Origin of the sequence: Micromonospora sp. NPDC048935 (assembly GCF_043197875.1) — a bacterium.
Classification (GTDB): Bacteria; Actinomycetota; Actinomycetes; order Mycobacteriales; family Micromonosporaceae; genus Micromonospora.
Genome location: NZ_JBICTZ010000010.1, coordinates 220,670 through 233,921, shown reverse-complemented (window position 1 = coordinate 233,921; position 13,252 = coordinate 220,670). Strand labels below are relative to the sequence as shown.

Below are 13,252 nucleotides of genomic sequence, written 5' to 3'. Positions count from 1 at the left end.
TATGTGCATGCATCGTTGCGGGCCAGATCCCGGCGCGTCAAGCACTCTCCCACCATCCGTGAGAGCGTTATCTCCGCAGGTCAGGCGCGACTGCCCAAAGCAAGATCAGATAACCGTTTTCCGCCCCGCGGGTGGGGCCCCGCCGCGCCCGGGGCCCCACCGACGACCATCGCCCGACGTCAGCGTGAGTAGTACTCGACGACGAGTTGCTCGTCGCAGACGACCGGGACCTCCGACCGCTGCGGGAGCCGGGTCAGCCGCGCCGTCAGGCCCGACAGGCTGACCTCGAGATAGGGAGCCGGACGTTCCGAGACGTGCGCCCCCGCCGCCGCGACGACGAACGGCGCCTTGCCCCGGCTGCGTTCCGCCACGGCGATGACGTCGCCCGGCCGCAACCGCGCGGACGGTCGGTCCACGCGACTGCCGTTCACCGTGACGTGCTGGTGGGTGACGATCTGACGGGCCTGATAGATGGTGCGGGCGAACCCGGCGCGCAGCACCAGCGCGTCCAACCGGCTCTCCAGCTCGACGATCAACTCCTCGCCGGTCTTGCCCGACCGGCGCACGGCCCGGTCGAACGCGCGCCGGAGCTGCCCCTCGTGCAGGTCGTACTGCGCCTTGAGTCGCTGCTTCTCCAGCAGCCGGACCTTGTAGTCGCTTGTGGTCCGCCGATCCCGGCCGTGTTGGCCGGGCGGAAACGGTCGACGTTCGAAGTAGCGCACGCACTTCGGGGTCAGCGCGATGCCCAGAGCGCGGGAACGCTTGACCTTGGGACGGGTCTGATTCATCAGCCACCTCTCGACAGGTAAGGTAAGGCTAACCTTATTAGGAGATGATCGCCGTGAGCAACCCCTCGACCAGCACGGACACCGACGACGCCGGTGTCCGACTCCGCTCGATACTCGCCGCCGCCGACTCCCTCACCCTGCGCATCCCGGGGATCGAGGCGTATGTCGCCGGACGGCACGTGGTAACCGACGACGGGCGGCTGCGGATCGACCTGCCGGCCGGATGCCACCTGACCCACCACCTCGCGCACCAGCGGGAGACAGTGGCGATGGTCGAGGTGACCGACCTGGCACCCACCCCGGTCCGCAACCGGGTACGCGGGCGCGGCACACTCACCGGCTGGCTGGCGGTCGAGACCGTCCCGACCGATAGTGATCAGGAGCTGGTGACGATCCTCGACCTCGTCACCGCCGAGGTGACAGTTGACGGCCGCACCACCTCCGTCGAACCGGACGCCTTCGTGGCCGCCCGGCCCGACCCACTCGCCGCCGCCGAGGCCGATCTGCTGTGCCACCTCGACCACCATCACCCGCAGACCGTCGAACGGCTGTGCCGGCTCGTACCGACCCGCCACCTGCGGGGTGTCCGCCAGGTCCGGCCGGTCCGCCTGGACCGCCACGGCGTCGTGCTCCGGTTGGAGCTGGCCCGGGGTGACCGGGACGTCCGGCTGCGGTTCGGGGCGCCGGTGCGGCATCCCGACGAACTCGGCGACCAGATCGAGGCGCTGCTCCGCCAGACGCACGGCTGCCGAAGCCGACATGCTCGCTGACCGACCGACACCGATCAGCGCGGTAAGGGCAGGCTCGCCTCTGCAGAATCTCCCCGAAAGAGGCGGCTGACGGGGAGTCGTCCCGTCGAAGCCGGGTACTGAGCTTGCCAGGCACACCGACGGAAGCGAGTTCGCTGATGACCGACATGCTGGAGATGCCGCGGGTACACGAGTGCACCGTCACCGACTGCGGCTACAACCACGACGGCTGCCACGCGTTCGCCATCACCATCGGGCAGCAGAACGCCACCTGCGCGACGTTCATCGACACCTCGACCAAGGGCGGGCTGGACCGCGTCATCGCCCAGGTCGGCGCGTGCAAGCGCAGCGACTGCCACCACAACGCCGAGTTGGAGTGTCACGCACCGTCCATCCGGGTGGGCCCGGGGCAGGACATCGCCGACTGCCAGACGTACCAACCGCGCTGAGCCGGCGGGGGGCGGCCGTCCGGGTCTCCCCCACCCGGCGTCAACGTCCGCCCGCGACCAGCTCGGCGATCATTCCCTCGCAGCTGCGGACGACGACCTGGGCCCCGCGCCGCTGCGCCAGCGGAAGCAGGGGATCCTCGGCCCGGTCCCGCCACCGCCACTGCGCGTCGGCGGCGACCTCCCAGAGTCGCTGCACCGTCGCCTCGTGCTCGACGCCCAGTCGAGCCGCGAGACCCACCCCGTCACCCCCGACGAGCCGCTGCGCCTCGGCGGCCAACTCCGCGTCGAAGCCGAGCCGGGTGCCGCGCAGCGCGACCAGCAGGCGTAGCTCCCGGAACTCGTGAGCGCCGGCGAGGATCCGCTCGATGGCGCCGGCCAACTCCGCGGAACCACGGGCGGGCTCGGCCCGCAGCAACGCCTCGACCGCGCCCAGCGCGGACCGGGCCTTGAGGGCGTCGGCGCGATCGATGAAACAGCGGGTCACCGACTCGCGCAGCTCGGTGAGACCGCTACGCCGAATGAGTTCGGCGGAGAGTTTCACCCGGCTGTCGAACCCGCTGCGCACCAGTGTGGTCGCCAGCCGGACGCCGAAGACCCCGAACCGGTCCAGCAGCGCGGCGCGCACCTCGGTTTCCAGCCGTACCGGCAGCTCGCCGTGCAGGAAACGGTCGGCGGAGAGCAGGTGTGCGTCCAACTCCGCCCTGGGCACCTGGGCGATGGCCGCGAGCGCGGCGAAGTCCGACTCGCCGAGCATCCGGCCGGCCAGGCCGATCATCCCGCTGCACGCCACCACGTTCACGCTGAGCGCGCCGACCCGTGGATCGCGGTAGTGCCGACGCGCGAGCTGGCGGGCGGTGAGCAGGCCGTCGATCCGGCCTCCACCGATCTCGTCCGCCCGGGACAGCACCATGATCACATTGACCGGGGCGGTCTGCCCGACCACGCCGTCCCGGCCGGACTCCAGCACCCGCAGGTCACTGTCGCGCGCGTCGCGGGTGAGATACAACACCGCGTCCGCGTCGCGTAACACCCGCTCCAACACCGGCGCCCGACCCTGCTCGACGCCGCCGGTGACCGCCGGGGTGTCGATCAGCGTGACCTGCCGCAGCGCCCGCGTCGGCCACCGCACCACGATGTCGCGTACGTCCCCCGCGCCCCAGCCGAGATCCACCCGCAGGCCGGTCGCCGACTTGACCACCGTCAACTCCTGCGGCGGCTGACCGACCGGATAGGCGGTCGCGCGGGGCTCGGCGCCGTCCTCGTACCAGGTGAACGCCCCGTCCGCCCTCTCGACCGGCGCGACCTCCTCCCCCATCAGCGCGTTGAGCACCGTCGACTTGCCCGATCGCCAGGGACCCGCGACCGCGATCCGCAGCGGTTGCTCCAGGCGGGCGACCTGGTGTCGCAACTGCCCGACGGCCCGGGGGTTGTCCTGGTAGAGGTCGATGGCCTGGTGCAGCAACCCCCAGGCCGCCTCGTCGAGGCGCTGCCCCACGGTCATGCCTGCGGCTCCAACGGCAGCGGGGCGGAACGCGTTCCCGTCAACTGCTGGGCCTGCTCGTGGAGTGCCGCCAACCGGGTCATCTTCAGCCGGATCTCGCGCTGCCGCTGCTCGCGCAGCGACGCATCGGTGTCGGCCTCCTGCTTGGCGCTGCGGAACGACTGGACGATCGCCTCCTGAAGCTCCTCGGTCAGCCCCGTGAAGTGGTCCCGCAGCATCCGCTGCACCTGCCGGACGGCGTCGCGGCAGTCGCGGATCATCCGGACGAAGAAGTCGTCGACATGTCGCTGGATGGCCGTCTTGACCGTCGCCTGTCGGCGACGGAGCAACTGCTTGCTCTCGTCGCGGATGCTCTTGCCGCCGAACAGCGCCCCGATCCCCACCGAGACCGGATTGATCATCGGCATGCCGGCCAGGGTGGTCGCCAGACCGAACATCAGCATGCCGCCGTAGGACCCCTTCATGCCGGTGAACAGCTTCTGGCTCGCGGTGAACCGGTCGATCGTCGGCATCTGCAACTCGGGCAGACGCTCCCCGATGTCCTCCGGCATCGTCATCGACCACGGCGGCAACACGTCGTAGCCGTACCTGTTGAAGTTGGCGGCCACCCGGCGGGCGATCCAGTCGCAGCGCTGGACCAACCACTCGTGGTTGGCCTCCGCGGCCTCCACCAGGCTCCGCTCCAGCCAGTCCTGGAAGGTGTCCCAGGCGATGAGCGGATCGGCCGTGTCGAACGCCTCGTCGACAGTGCGCAGGATCTGTCGGGTCCGGTCGCGCAGGTCGTACTCGATGTCGGACAGCAGGTCACCGATCTCGTCGCTCAACGTGTTCTGCCACCGGGTGGAGCACCGGCGCAGCTCGTCGACCTCGCGCTGGGCGGCGTGCAGCCGGGAGATCGGCCCGGACTGCTCCTCGGCCTCCTGGGTCGCCAGCTCGGCGCGCAGCGGCGCGGCCAACTGCTCCACCACCGTCCGGGCCACCGTCTGCACCGAGGCCCTGGCCAGGTGGTCGGCCTTGCCGGCCAGGTCCCGCTGTAGTCGGGCGATCAGCGCGGGGAAGCCGGACTCGGCGTTGAGGCCCCGGTCGTCGGCACCGGCGGCGCGCAGGCGCAACGTCGCCGAGACCGGGATCAGCGTCGCCGGGATGCCGGCCTCGGCCAGGTGCTGCCGGTTGCGCTCGGCGACCGCGCGCCAGTCCGCCACCAGATCGGTCTTGCTCTGCACCACGATCACGTTGGGGTGCGAGCGTACGACGTGCAGCAGCATGTTGAGTTCGGCGACCGACAGGTCCCGGGTGGAGTCGGAGACCAGCAGCACGGTGTCGGCGCGGGCCGGAGCGGTGACCGAGGCAGTGCCGCCGATGCCGGCGACCTCGTCGGTGCCGGGAGTGTCCACAAGCACCAGCCCGGCACCGAGCAGGGCGCGGGGCACCCCGATCTCGACGTACGCGGGACCGCCGCCCGGCTGCCGCCCGACCATGCCGGCCACGCTCTGAGCGACCTGGTTGAGTGCCACCGGGGTCCGCTCGACGGTCACCGCGAGCGCGGTGCCGGCGGGACCACCCCGGGCGGGTGACGCCTGCGCGACCGCGGCGGACGGGGCCTCGGCATGCTGCACCACCGTCGGTAGGACCGTCGTGCGGCCGTCACCGACCGGGCAGGCCGAGGCGTTGATGATCGCGTTGATCAACTGACTCTTGCCCTGGTTCGGTTCACCGATGACCAGGACGCGCAACGTCGGGTCCAGCAGTTGGGCACGCTTCTGCCGGACCGTCTGGAGCAGGTCGCCACGACCATGTGCACTGCACGTGCGGGCGATGTCGTCCAGCACGTCCAACCAGATCCCGGCCATCACCGCACCAAGTGTGCGGATTTCGGCTCAATTATCAAGAGGTTCCGGAACTGGAACCGGAGAGGGCCGGATCGCCCGAGACGATCCGACCCTCCGCTCCGACCGGAGAACCGGGTCAGAGCAGGCCGCCGGTGAGACCCAGCAGCCCGTGATCGGACGAGGCGTGCGAGTCGCCGCCGAGCACACCATCGGTGGCCCCGCCGGTCACGCCACCGACCGTGTCGGTGACACCGGGGAGGAGGCTGTCCACCTGGTGCGTCACGCCGCCCACCGTCGACTGCACGTCGAGCGGCGGGACCACACCGCCGACGACACCGTCGCCGTGCCCGAGGCCCAGCCCACCAAGGGTGTCGTCGACACCGAGGGAGCTGACGACCCCGCCGATCTGGCCGTGGGCGCCGGGGAGGACGCCACCGATCAGGTCGCCGCCGATCAGGTTCGGGTCGGTGCCGCCGAGCAGACCGCTCGCGTCACCGACGGTGCCGGTGACGTCGCCGATCGCCGGGTCCGCGATCGCGTCCACCGGCTGCACCACGTCGGCGTCGAGGGTGTACGCCACATCGCCGACGCCGGCGAAGTCGGTGTCAAGGCCGGCCGGACCGACGCCCAGGCCGATCCCCGGCAGCACGGTGACCCCGGCGGCTGCCGACGACGAGTCGACCGCGATGGCGCCGAGCACACCGGCCTTGATGTCCACGCCGGTGGGGGAGGTCGTCACGCTGATCTGCTGCGCCACGCTCTGCAACTGACCCACCACGTCGGTGGCGTCGGTGAGCAGCGGGTCCAGCCCGAGCTGCCCGACCGGCGAGGCCAACGGCGCGAGGCCCGCCCCCGGCGCGTAGTCGACGACAAGCGGCACGACGTCCTGCACGTCCGCCGCGGTGATGTCGGTGAGCCCCGCGCCCCGCAGCGCGCCCTCGGGGTCGAGGTCGAAGGCCGACCGCGCGTCGGGGTTCGTCAGCAGGTCGAGCACGAAGTCGTGGAGGGTCTGGTGCGAGTCCATGTGCCGGGTTCTCCTCGGAAGTGGCGTCGGCGGGTGTCGTACGTCGACAGTGACGCTAGGGCTGGGGGCGCACCCCGGGCATCGGGGCTCAGCCCGCATCCGGCCCGGTTGAACTAGGGACTCCGCCACCTCGTACGTTAGGGGGACAGGGGGAAACCGTCCCGGCGAGATTAGGGTCCCGACCAGGGGCTGATCTCTGGTACGAACGTAGGAGCCCGCGGGGTTCGCCGGGGGTGGGTCGTCGAGAGCACCGACACCATCGCCACCGACCGGCCAACTCACGGGGGGAGAAGAGACGATGGCGTACGTCCTGGGGATAGACATCGGGAGCACCAACACCGCCGCCGCGGTCGCACGGCGAAACGGCGTGGGCTGGGCCCGCCCCGAGGCGGTCCCGCTGCACGTCGACTCCCCTGTCGTACCGTCGGTGCTGTGCCTGTCCGAGGACGGTTCCCTGCACGTCGGCGAGCCCGCGACCGACGACGGCAGCCGCACCACCCGGGACTTCGTCCACCGGATCGGTGACGACGTTCCCCTGCTGCTGGGCGGCGAGGCATGCACACCACAGACGCTGACCGCGGAACTCGCGGCGTGGGTGGTGGACCGGGTGCACGCCCTGGAGGGTGGCCCGGCCGAGGCCGTCGTGCTGAGTCACCCGGCGGGGTGGCGCCCCTACCGGCGAGAGGTGCTGCACCGGGCCCTGTCGGCCTTCGGCCTGCGGCACGTGACGTTGCTGCCGCGCACGGTCACGGTGGCCGAGAGCCACGCCGCCCGCGGGTTCGCGGGCACCACGGCCGTCGTCTACGCCCTGGGGGGCAACAGCTTCGAGGCTGCCCTGGTGCGTCGCACCGCCCACGGGACGTACGAGACGTTCGGCACGCCTCAGGGCCTCGACTCGGTTGGCGGCGCCGACTTCGACGAGGCCCTGGCCGGGCACACCCGTGCGGTGCTGGCCCGGGAGTTGGCCAGCACCGCCCGTCGCGGCACCCAGGCCGCCCTGCGCGGGCTGCGTGCGGAGTGTGACCGGGTCAAGCGGGTGCTGACGGTCGACCTGGCGGCCGACGTGGTGTTGGCCCTGCCGGGCGGCCCGGCCCGGATCCCGGTGACCCGGGCGCAGTTCGAGCACATGATCCGGCCGCTGGTGCAGGCCACCGTCGACCTGCTGCTGCGGGCCGTGCGGAGCGCCGACCTGACACCGGCCCAGCTCGACGGGGTTCTGCTGGCCGGAGGCTCGGCCCGCGTTCCCCTCGTCACCGAGTTGGTCAGCGCGGCCCTCCCGGTGCCGGTCGAGGTCGAACCGGACTCGCAACTGACCGCCGCCGCCGGGGCGGCACTGGCCGCCGTCCAGGTGGTGTCGCCGCGCCCACGCCCGCCGGCACCGGTCCACGACCCGGTACGCGGCGCCGGACGGGCCACCATCCCGGCACCGCACCGCCCCCACCACGACACCGTCCCGGGCGATCCGCCACCGCGGCCCCCGGTCCGGGTCCTCCCACTGGATCTGCCGAAGCCGTCCCGCCTGACGCTGGCCCGCGGCCGGGGACGCGAAGGATGACCCCAATGATCATGAACGACATCGCCGCACCCGGGCTGACCCTGGACAGGGGGCCACGGGCCCTGCTGGACAGGGTCGCGCAGGACCCGGCCGGCCCACTGGCCGTCGGCATCGCCGGCCCCGGCGGTCACGGAAAGACCGCGCTGCTCGCCGAGCTGGCGCGGATCCACCAGCGGGCCGGGATCCCGGTCCACACGGCCGCCCCGCAGCCCGGCGCACCTGTCGACCCCGACGCGCTGGTGCTCGTCGACGACGCGCACCTGCTCGACGACGCGCGCATCGAGGTGCTCCTGCGTCTGCTCGCCACCCGCCGGCACCGCCTGGTGGTCGCCCATCGCCCGTGGCCCCGGTCGGCGGCGCTCAGCGAGCTTGTCGACTCCCTCCGACGGGACGGGCAGGCCGTGCTCCTCACGCCGTTCACCCGGGAGCAGACCGCCAGCTACCTCGCCGCCACGCCGGAGTTGGGTCGCCGCGACGACCTTGTCGACTTCGTCCACACGCAGACCGCCGGCGTCCCCCGGGACGTCGAACGGCTGGTCCGCGGCCTGGCCGGCGGGGAGCCCCAGACCGGCACGATGGTCAGTCCGCCCCGGTCCGTCCTCGGGGAGTTCGGTCCCGACCTGGACGTGCAGCCCGCCGCCGTCCGGCGGCTGCTGCTCGCCGTCGCGGCCGGCGGGGCGCTGCCGGCGGGGATGCTCGCCACGCTCCTGGGCGGGGACCCGGCGGCGGTGGACGAGTTGATCGCGACGACCCGGGCGGCCGGGCTGCTCGGCGCCGACGGCCGGCTCGCGCCGATCGTCCGACGGGCCGTCACGACGCTCAGCCCCACCACCGACCGGAGCGCGGTCTGGCGGCAACTCACCGAGTTGCAGCTCGCCCGGGGCGGCGCGGTGCTGCCGCTGGTCCGTTCCCTGCTCGCGGTCGGCGCGCTCGGCGACTGCCCGGCCTCGACGCTGGCCGCCGCGGCGGGTGAGGCCCTGGCCGACGAGCCGGCGTTCGCCGCCGAGCTGTTCGCCGCCGCCACCGCGGCCGGGCAGCCGGCCAGCGCCCGACAGGCGCTCGCCGCCGCGCTCGCCGGCAACCTCGACAACGCCCTGCGGCTGTCGGACCGCCTGTTGGCCACCGCCGCCCCGCCCGACCGCTCCGAGGCGGCAGTGGTGGCCGCGACCGCCCTGGCGCACCGTGGCCACATCGGTCGCAGCGTGGAGCTGTACCGCTGGTCGGGCACCGCCTCCGCGCTGGCCTTCGCCATCGTCGGCGGGCTCGCCACCGGGCACCTGGACGCCGCCGCCGGCTCGCCGGCCGGCGACCCCGCGGGCGAACCGCCGACCCTGCACGCCAGCGCCGCCCGCCTGATGGCCGAGGGGGTACGCGAGAGCGTGAGCGGCCCGCCGACCGCCGCGCTCTCCACGCTCGTGCAGGCCGCCGCACTACTCGAACCGGACGGCCGGGCCGCCCTGCTACCGGACAGCCCGGCGGCGCTCGCCGCGCTGACGGCGGTGCACTGCGGTGAGCTGGAGATCGCCGAGCAGGTGCTGCACCGGGCCCTGGGCGCCGGTGTCGGTGGCCCGCTGATGGCTCGCCGGCACCGGCTGTTGCAGGCCTGGATCCTGATGGTCCGGGGCGAGACGCGCGCCGCGACCGAGCACCTCGCCGCGGTGACGCTCGACGGGCGGCAGTTGGAGTCACGCGACCTGCTCTTCGCCGCCGCGATCCGGATGGGCGTGGGCCGCCGCAACAGCGACATCGGGGCGCTCAAGCGTGGCTGGGGGCAGGCGCTGGAGGCGGTGGTCCGGCACCCCGTCGACCTGTTCACGCTCCTGCCGCTGGGTGAGCTGGCCATCGCCGGCGCGCGCCTCGGTGACCTCGCTCGCCTCGAACCGTACCTGCGGGAGGCACGGGCTCTGCTCGGCCGGCTCGACGACCCGCCACTGTGGAGTGTGCCGCTGCACTGGAGTGGACTGCACGCCGCGATCCTCACCGGCGCACCGGCCGTCGCCGACGACCACGTGACGGCTCTGCTGGCCGCGGCCGACCACAGCCGGTACGCCGCAGTGGTCGCCGCCGCCGCGGAGTGTTGGGTGGAGGTGCTCCGGGGCGTCGTCGACCCGGCCCGGGTGGAGACCGCCGCCCGCGCGCTGCACGACACCGGGCTGTGCTGGGACGGTGCGCGACTCGCCGGTCAGGCCGCCATCCGCACCGCGGACCGGCGGGCGATGACAGCCCTGCTGGAGTGCGCCCGGGCGTTGCAGGGGCGACCATCCGGCGGCCACGGCGAGCCGGCGGCGACGAGCACCGAGAGCGCCGCGCGGGTCGCCGGCCCTACCCAGCAGGGGCTCAGCGACCGGGAGTACGAGGTCGCCGAGCTGGTGCTGGCCGGGCTGACCTACCGCGAGATCGGCGACCGGCTCTTCATCTCGGCCAAGACCGTGGAGCACCACGTGGCGCGGATGCGCAACCGGCTGAACTGCGCCAACCGCGCCGAGTTGCTGGCCCTGCTGCGCACCGTCGTCGCCGACCGGGCCAGCGACACGGCCGGGCAGCCGTGGCCGCAGCGGGCGACGCGATGAGGGGCCCACGCCGCGGCCGTTCCCGCACCGAGCGGAGCGGGGCGTGACGCGAGACGAGGTCCGGCTGCTGCGGACCAGGCTTGTCGTGCTGGCCGCCGTGCTTGTCACGCTCTGGTCGTACGCGGCCTACCTGACCAGCCAGGACGCCATCGACCTGCTGCGCGTGCGGGCTCTGGCGGACACGCTGGGCCAGCCCATCGACCGCCTGATCCTGAGCCTGCAGACCGAGCGCCGGGTCAGTGCCGAGACGGTCGCCGGGGGCGGGTCGACGGCGACCCCGCTGGGCGGGGCGCGCGAGGGCACCGACCGGGCCGCCGCCGAGCTTCGCGAGTTCACCGAGGGCCACGACATCCGGCTGCTCAGCGCGGGCGAGGTGCGCGACCGGGCCGACGAGCTGGTCCGCCGGCTCGACGGCCTGAGCACGATCCGGTCCCAGTTGGACGCCGGGCACCTCGACCAGGCCGCGACGGTCGACGGGTACAACCAGGTGATCGACGTCGCCTTCCGCGTGTACGGCCCGGAGTGGGGCGCGTACGAGAGCGCGCTGGCCGCCGACACCCGGGCGGTGATCGCGCTGGCCCGCGCCCGGGAGCTGCTGGCACGGGAGGACACCCTGGTCAGCGCTGCGCTGACGGCCGGGCGGCTCGGTGTCGACGATCGACGCCGACTGGGCGCGCTCGTCGACAACCAGCGATTCGCGCGCGCCGAGGCGGCGGCCGGGTTGCCCGCCGACGGCCCCGGTACGCACCAGCGGTTCGCCACCGGCCCCGAGTTCGCGGGGCTGATCGCCCTGGAGGACCGGCTGCTACGGGCGGACACCGCCAACTCCCTGGCCGGGACCACCATCCAGGGCTGGCGGGCCGCCGTGGACACCGCCCTCGGCGCACTACAGACACTTGTGACGAGCACCGCCCGCAGCAGCGTCGAGCGGGCCACGCCGGGTGCCGCGGTGATCGTCGCGCGTACCGGCGCGGTGGTGGGGTTGGGCCTCATCGTCGTGCTCGTGCTCCTGGTGAGCTGGGTGCGCACCGTCGGACGGCTGGCCGACGAGCTGACCCGGCCGGTCGTGCACCCGCCGGCCCCGGCCCCGGTTGTCGTGGCACCGCCCGCCGGCCCTGACCGGGAGCTGTTCCTGCGGGTCACCCGACGCAACCAGGTCCTGTTGCGTGACCAGCTCAACCTGCTGGACGGGATGCAGCGCCGGGAGCGGTCCGCCGAGGAGAGCACTGAACTGTTCCAACTCGACCACCTGACCACCCGGGTCCGCCGCAACGTGGAGAAGCTGATCGCCCTGGCCGGCGCGACGCCCGCCCGCCGCTGGCGGCGCGCGGTGCCGCTGCTCGACGTCGCCCGCGGTGCCGTCGCCGAGGTGCCGGACTACCACCGGGTCCTGATCGCGCCGCACTGGCCGTGGTCGCTCGCGGGCCCGGCCGTCACGGACGTCGTCCACCTGCTGGCGGAGCTGATCGAGAACGCCCTCGTCTTCTCGCCGGCGGACACCACCGTCCGGGTCAGCGGCGAGCACCAACCGCAGGGGTGCGCCGTCCTCGTCGTCGACGACGGACCCGGCCTGGACGCCACCGCCCTGGCCGACGCCAACCACCTGCTCGGCAGCCCGCCTGCCGCCCCACCCACGAGCCCCACCGGGCTGTACACCGTCGCCGTGCTGGCCGAACGTTGTGGGGCGCACGTCTCGCTGCGGCCCAGCCGACGCGGTGGGACGGCGGCGATCGTGCTCCTGCCGGCCCGGCTGGTCGCCGGCGGCGACACCGTCCGGCGCCCGTCCACCGCGCCACCCGCCACCCCGTACCCGCCGGCGCACAACGGCACCGGCCCGGCCGACCCGAACGGCGACGGCGCGCTGCCGACGCGGGTCCGCCAGAGCGGGCCCACCGACCCCGAACACGGCAGGGCCAGCCTCGACACTGTCGAGATGCCGATCGCCAGAGCAGCGAGGAGACACCCATGACCCCTGCAGTGGTCACCGACGACGGCCTGACCGGTGCACTGGACCGCCTGGTCGACCGAGTGCCCGGCGCGGAGTTCGCCGTCGTGCTCTCCCCGGACGGGCTGGCGCTCGGCGGCTCCCGGCGGGTGGAGGGCAAGCTGGCCGAGCAGATCTCCGGCGTGGTCGCCGGACTGATCGCGTTGGGGCTGGCCGCCACCCGCACCTGCGACGCGGGCAGTCTGCGTCAGGTCGTGGTGCAGATGGCACGGACGTTCCTGTTCGTCGCCACCATCCCGAACGGCACCATCCTCACCGTGCGGATCGCCGGTGACGACGTCAAGGTCGGCGACATGGCGTACGAGGTGGCGCTGTTCGTGGGGCAGGCCGAGCGGCACCTGCCGATCACACTGGGGCCGGCCTCCCCGGCGACGATCGGGGACACTGGTGCGCAGCACCGGCACCGCTGACGAGGCGTGGTACGACGACGACGCGGGTCCGGTCGCCCGGCCGTACACGATGACCGGCGGGCGCACCTCGCCCGCGCACGGTCAGTTCGACCTGATCTCACTTGTCGTCGCCCGGCGGACCGGCACGCCACCCACACCGCTCTTCCCCGAACAGGCGCGGATCGTCGAGCTGTGTCACCATCCGGTGTCGGTCGCGGAGGTCGGGGCGGAGTTGGACCTCCCACTGGGGACGGTCCGGGTGCTGCTCGGTGACCTGCTCGCGGCCGGGCTGATCGAGACGCATGACCCGCCGATGTTGTCGGACCTGCCGACCGAGGATCTACTCGAAGCGATTCTCGTCGGGCTCCGCGACCTGTGACCGGTCGGCTGCCC

The 13,252-nt window shown here is 73.2% G+C and carries 11 protein-coding genes; 7 read left to right on the top strand and 4 right to left on the bottom strand.

Annotated features, from left to right (window positions below; all coding sequences use genetic code 11):
- Positions 1–179: 179 nt before the first annotated feature.
- Entirely contained in the window at positions 180–788 is a 609-nt protein-coding gene (gene rpsD, locus ACGFIW_RS25795) for a 30S ribosomal protein S4 (protein ID WP_393320611.1), read from the bottom strand.
- Positions 789–841: 53 nt separating this feature from the next.
- Between rpsD and ACGFIW_RS25790 the strand changes: the two genes are divergently transcribed.
- Both ACGFIW_RS25790 and ACGFIW_RS25785 read left to right on the top strand, forming a co-directional pair.
- Positions 842–1,558: a DUF2470 domain-containing protein gene (locus tag ACGFIW_RS25790; protein ID WP_393320608.1), complete on the top strand. Its 717-nt coding sequence runs from the start codon at positions 842–844 to the stop codon at positions 1,556–1,558.
- A 137-nt stretch (positions 1,559–1,695) separates the two neighbouring features.
- On the top strand, positions 1,696–1,986 hold the full coding sequence (locus ACGFIW_RS25785) for a DUF1540 domain-containing protein (RefSeq protein WP_393320605.1): 291 nt from the start codon (positions 1,696–1,698) through the stop codon (positions 1,984–1,986).
- A gap of 40 nt (positions 1,987–2,026) precedes the next feature.
- Here the strand turns inward: ACGFIW_RS25785 and ACGFIW_RS25780 are convergent, their stop codons facing one another.
- The 3 genes from ACGFIW_RS25780 to ACGFIW_RS25770 all read right to left on the bottom strand — a co-directional run bounded on the left by ACGFIW_RS25780 (position 2,027) and on the right by ACGFIW_RS25770 (position 6,340).
- On the bottom strand, positions 2,027–3,487 hold the full coding sequence (locus ACGFIW_RS25780; protein ID WP_393320603.1) for a hypothetical protein: 1,461 nt from the start codon (positions 3,485–3,487) through the stop codon (positions 2,027–2,029).
- On the bottom strand, positions 3,484–5,337 hold the full coding sequence (locus ACGFIW_RS25775; protein ID WP_393320865.1) for a dynamin family protein: 1,854 nt from the start codon (positions 5,335–5,337) through the stop codon (positions 3,484–3,486). The genes ACGFIW_RS25780 and ACGFIW_RS25775 overlap by 4 nt, the downstream gene beginning before the upstream one ends.
- A 115-nt stretch (positions 5,338–5,452) precedes the next feature.
- A complete protein-coding gene (locus ACGFIW_RS25770) occupies positions 5,453–6,340 on the bottom strand; it encodes an IniB N-terminal domain-containing protein (protein WP_393320600.1) in 888 nt (295 codons plus the stop codon).
- Between the two features lie 298 nt (positions 6,341–6,638).
- On the opposite strand from ACGFIW_RS25770, the gene ACGFIW_RS25765 reads away from it, so the two are divergent.
- The 5 genes from ACGFIW_RS25765 to ACGFIW_RS25745 are packed head-to-tail and all read left to right on the top strand — an operon-like array spanning position 6,639 to position 13,238.
- Positions 6,639–7,895: an Hsp70 family protein gene (locus ACGFIW_RS25765; protein ID WP_393320597.1), complete on the top strand. Its 1,257-nt coding sequence runs from the start codon at positions 6,639–6,641 to the stop codon at positions 7,893–7,895.
- Positions 7,896–7,900: 5 nt separating this feature from the next.
- Positions 7,901–10,465, top strand: coding sequence for a LuxR C-terminal-related transcriptional regulator (locus ACGFIW_RS25760; protein WP_393320594.1), 2,565 nt, complete (start codon positions 7,901–7,903; stop codon positions 10,463–10,465).
- A 43-nt stretch (positions 10,466–10,508) separates the two neighbouring features.
- Positions 10,509–12,434 carry a nitrate- and nitrite sensing domain-containing protein gene (locus tag ACGFIW_RS25755; RefSeq protein WP_393320592.1) on the top strand — a complete coding sequence of 642 codons (1,926 nt, stop codon included), beginning with the start codon at positions 10,509–10,511 and terminating at the stop codon, positions 12,432–12,434.
- Positions 12,431–12,880, top strand: a complete 450-nt coding sequence (locus ACGFIW_RS25750) for a roadblock/LC7 domain-containing protein (RefSeq protein WP_393320589.1) — start codon at positions 12,431–12,433, stop codon at positions 12,878–12,880. The genes ACGFIW_RS25755 and ACGFIW_RS25750 overlap by 4 nt, the downstream gene beginning before the upstream one ends.
- Positions 12,858–13,238: a DUF742 domain-containing protein gene (locus ACGFIW_RS25745; RefSeq protein WP_393320586.1), complete on the top strand. Its 381-nt coding sequence runs from the start codon at positions 12,858–12,860 to the stop codon at positions 13,236–13,238. The genes ACGFIW_RS25750 and ACGFIW_RS25745 overlap by 23 nt, the downstream gene beginning before the upstream one ends.
- Positions 13,239–13,252: the final 14 nt, after the last annotated feature.

Bases quoted from the DNA above. Each gene is read 5' to 3' on its own strand.
- ACGFIW_RS25780 (WP_393320603.1), bottom strand. From the start codon at position 3,487: ATGACCGTGGGGCAGCGCCTCGACGAGGCGGCCTGGGGGTTGCTGCAC.
- rpsD (WP_393320611.1), bottom strand. From the start codon at position 788: ATGAATCAGACCCGTCCCAAGGTCAAGCGTTCCCGCGCTCTGGGCATC.
- ACGFIW_RS25785 (WP_393320605.1), top strand. From the start codon at position 1,696: ATGACCGACATGCTGGAGATGCCGCGGGTACACGAGTGCACCGTCACC.
- ACGFIW_RS25770 (WP_393320600.1), bottom strand. From the start codon at position 6,340: ATGGACTCGCACCAGACCCTCCACGACTTCGTGCTCGACCTGCTGACG.
- ACGFIW_RS25775 (WP_393320865.1), bottom strand. From the start codon at position 5,337: ATGGCCGGGATCTGGTTGGACGTGCTGGACGACATCGCCCGCACGTGC.
- ACGFIW_RS25750 (WP_393320589.1), top strand. From the start codon at position 12,431: ATGACCCCTGCAGTGGTCACCGACGACGGCCTGACCGGTGCACTGGAC.
- ACGFIW_RS25765 (WP_393320597.1), top strand. From the start codon at position 6,639: ATGGCGTACGTCCTGGGGATAGACATCGGGAGCACCAACACCGCCGCC.
- ACGFIW_RS25760 (WP_393320594.1), top strand. From the start codon at position 7,901: ATGATCATGAACGACATCGCCGCACCCGGGCTGACCCTGGACAGGGGG.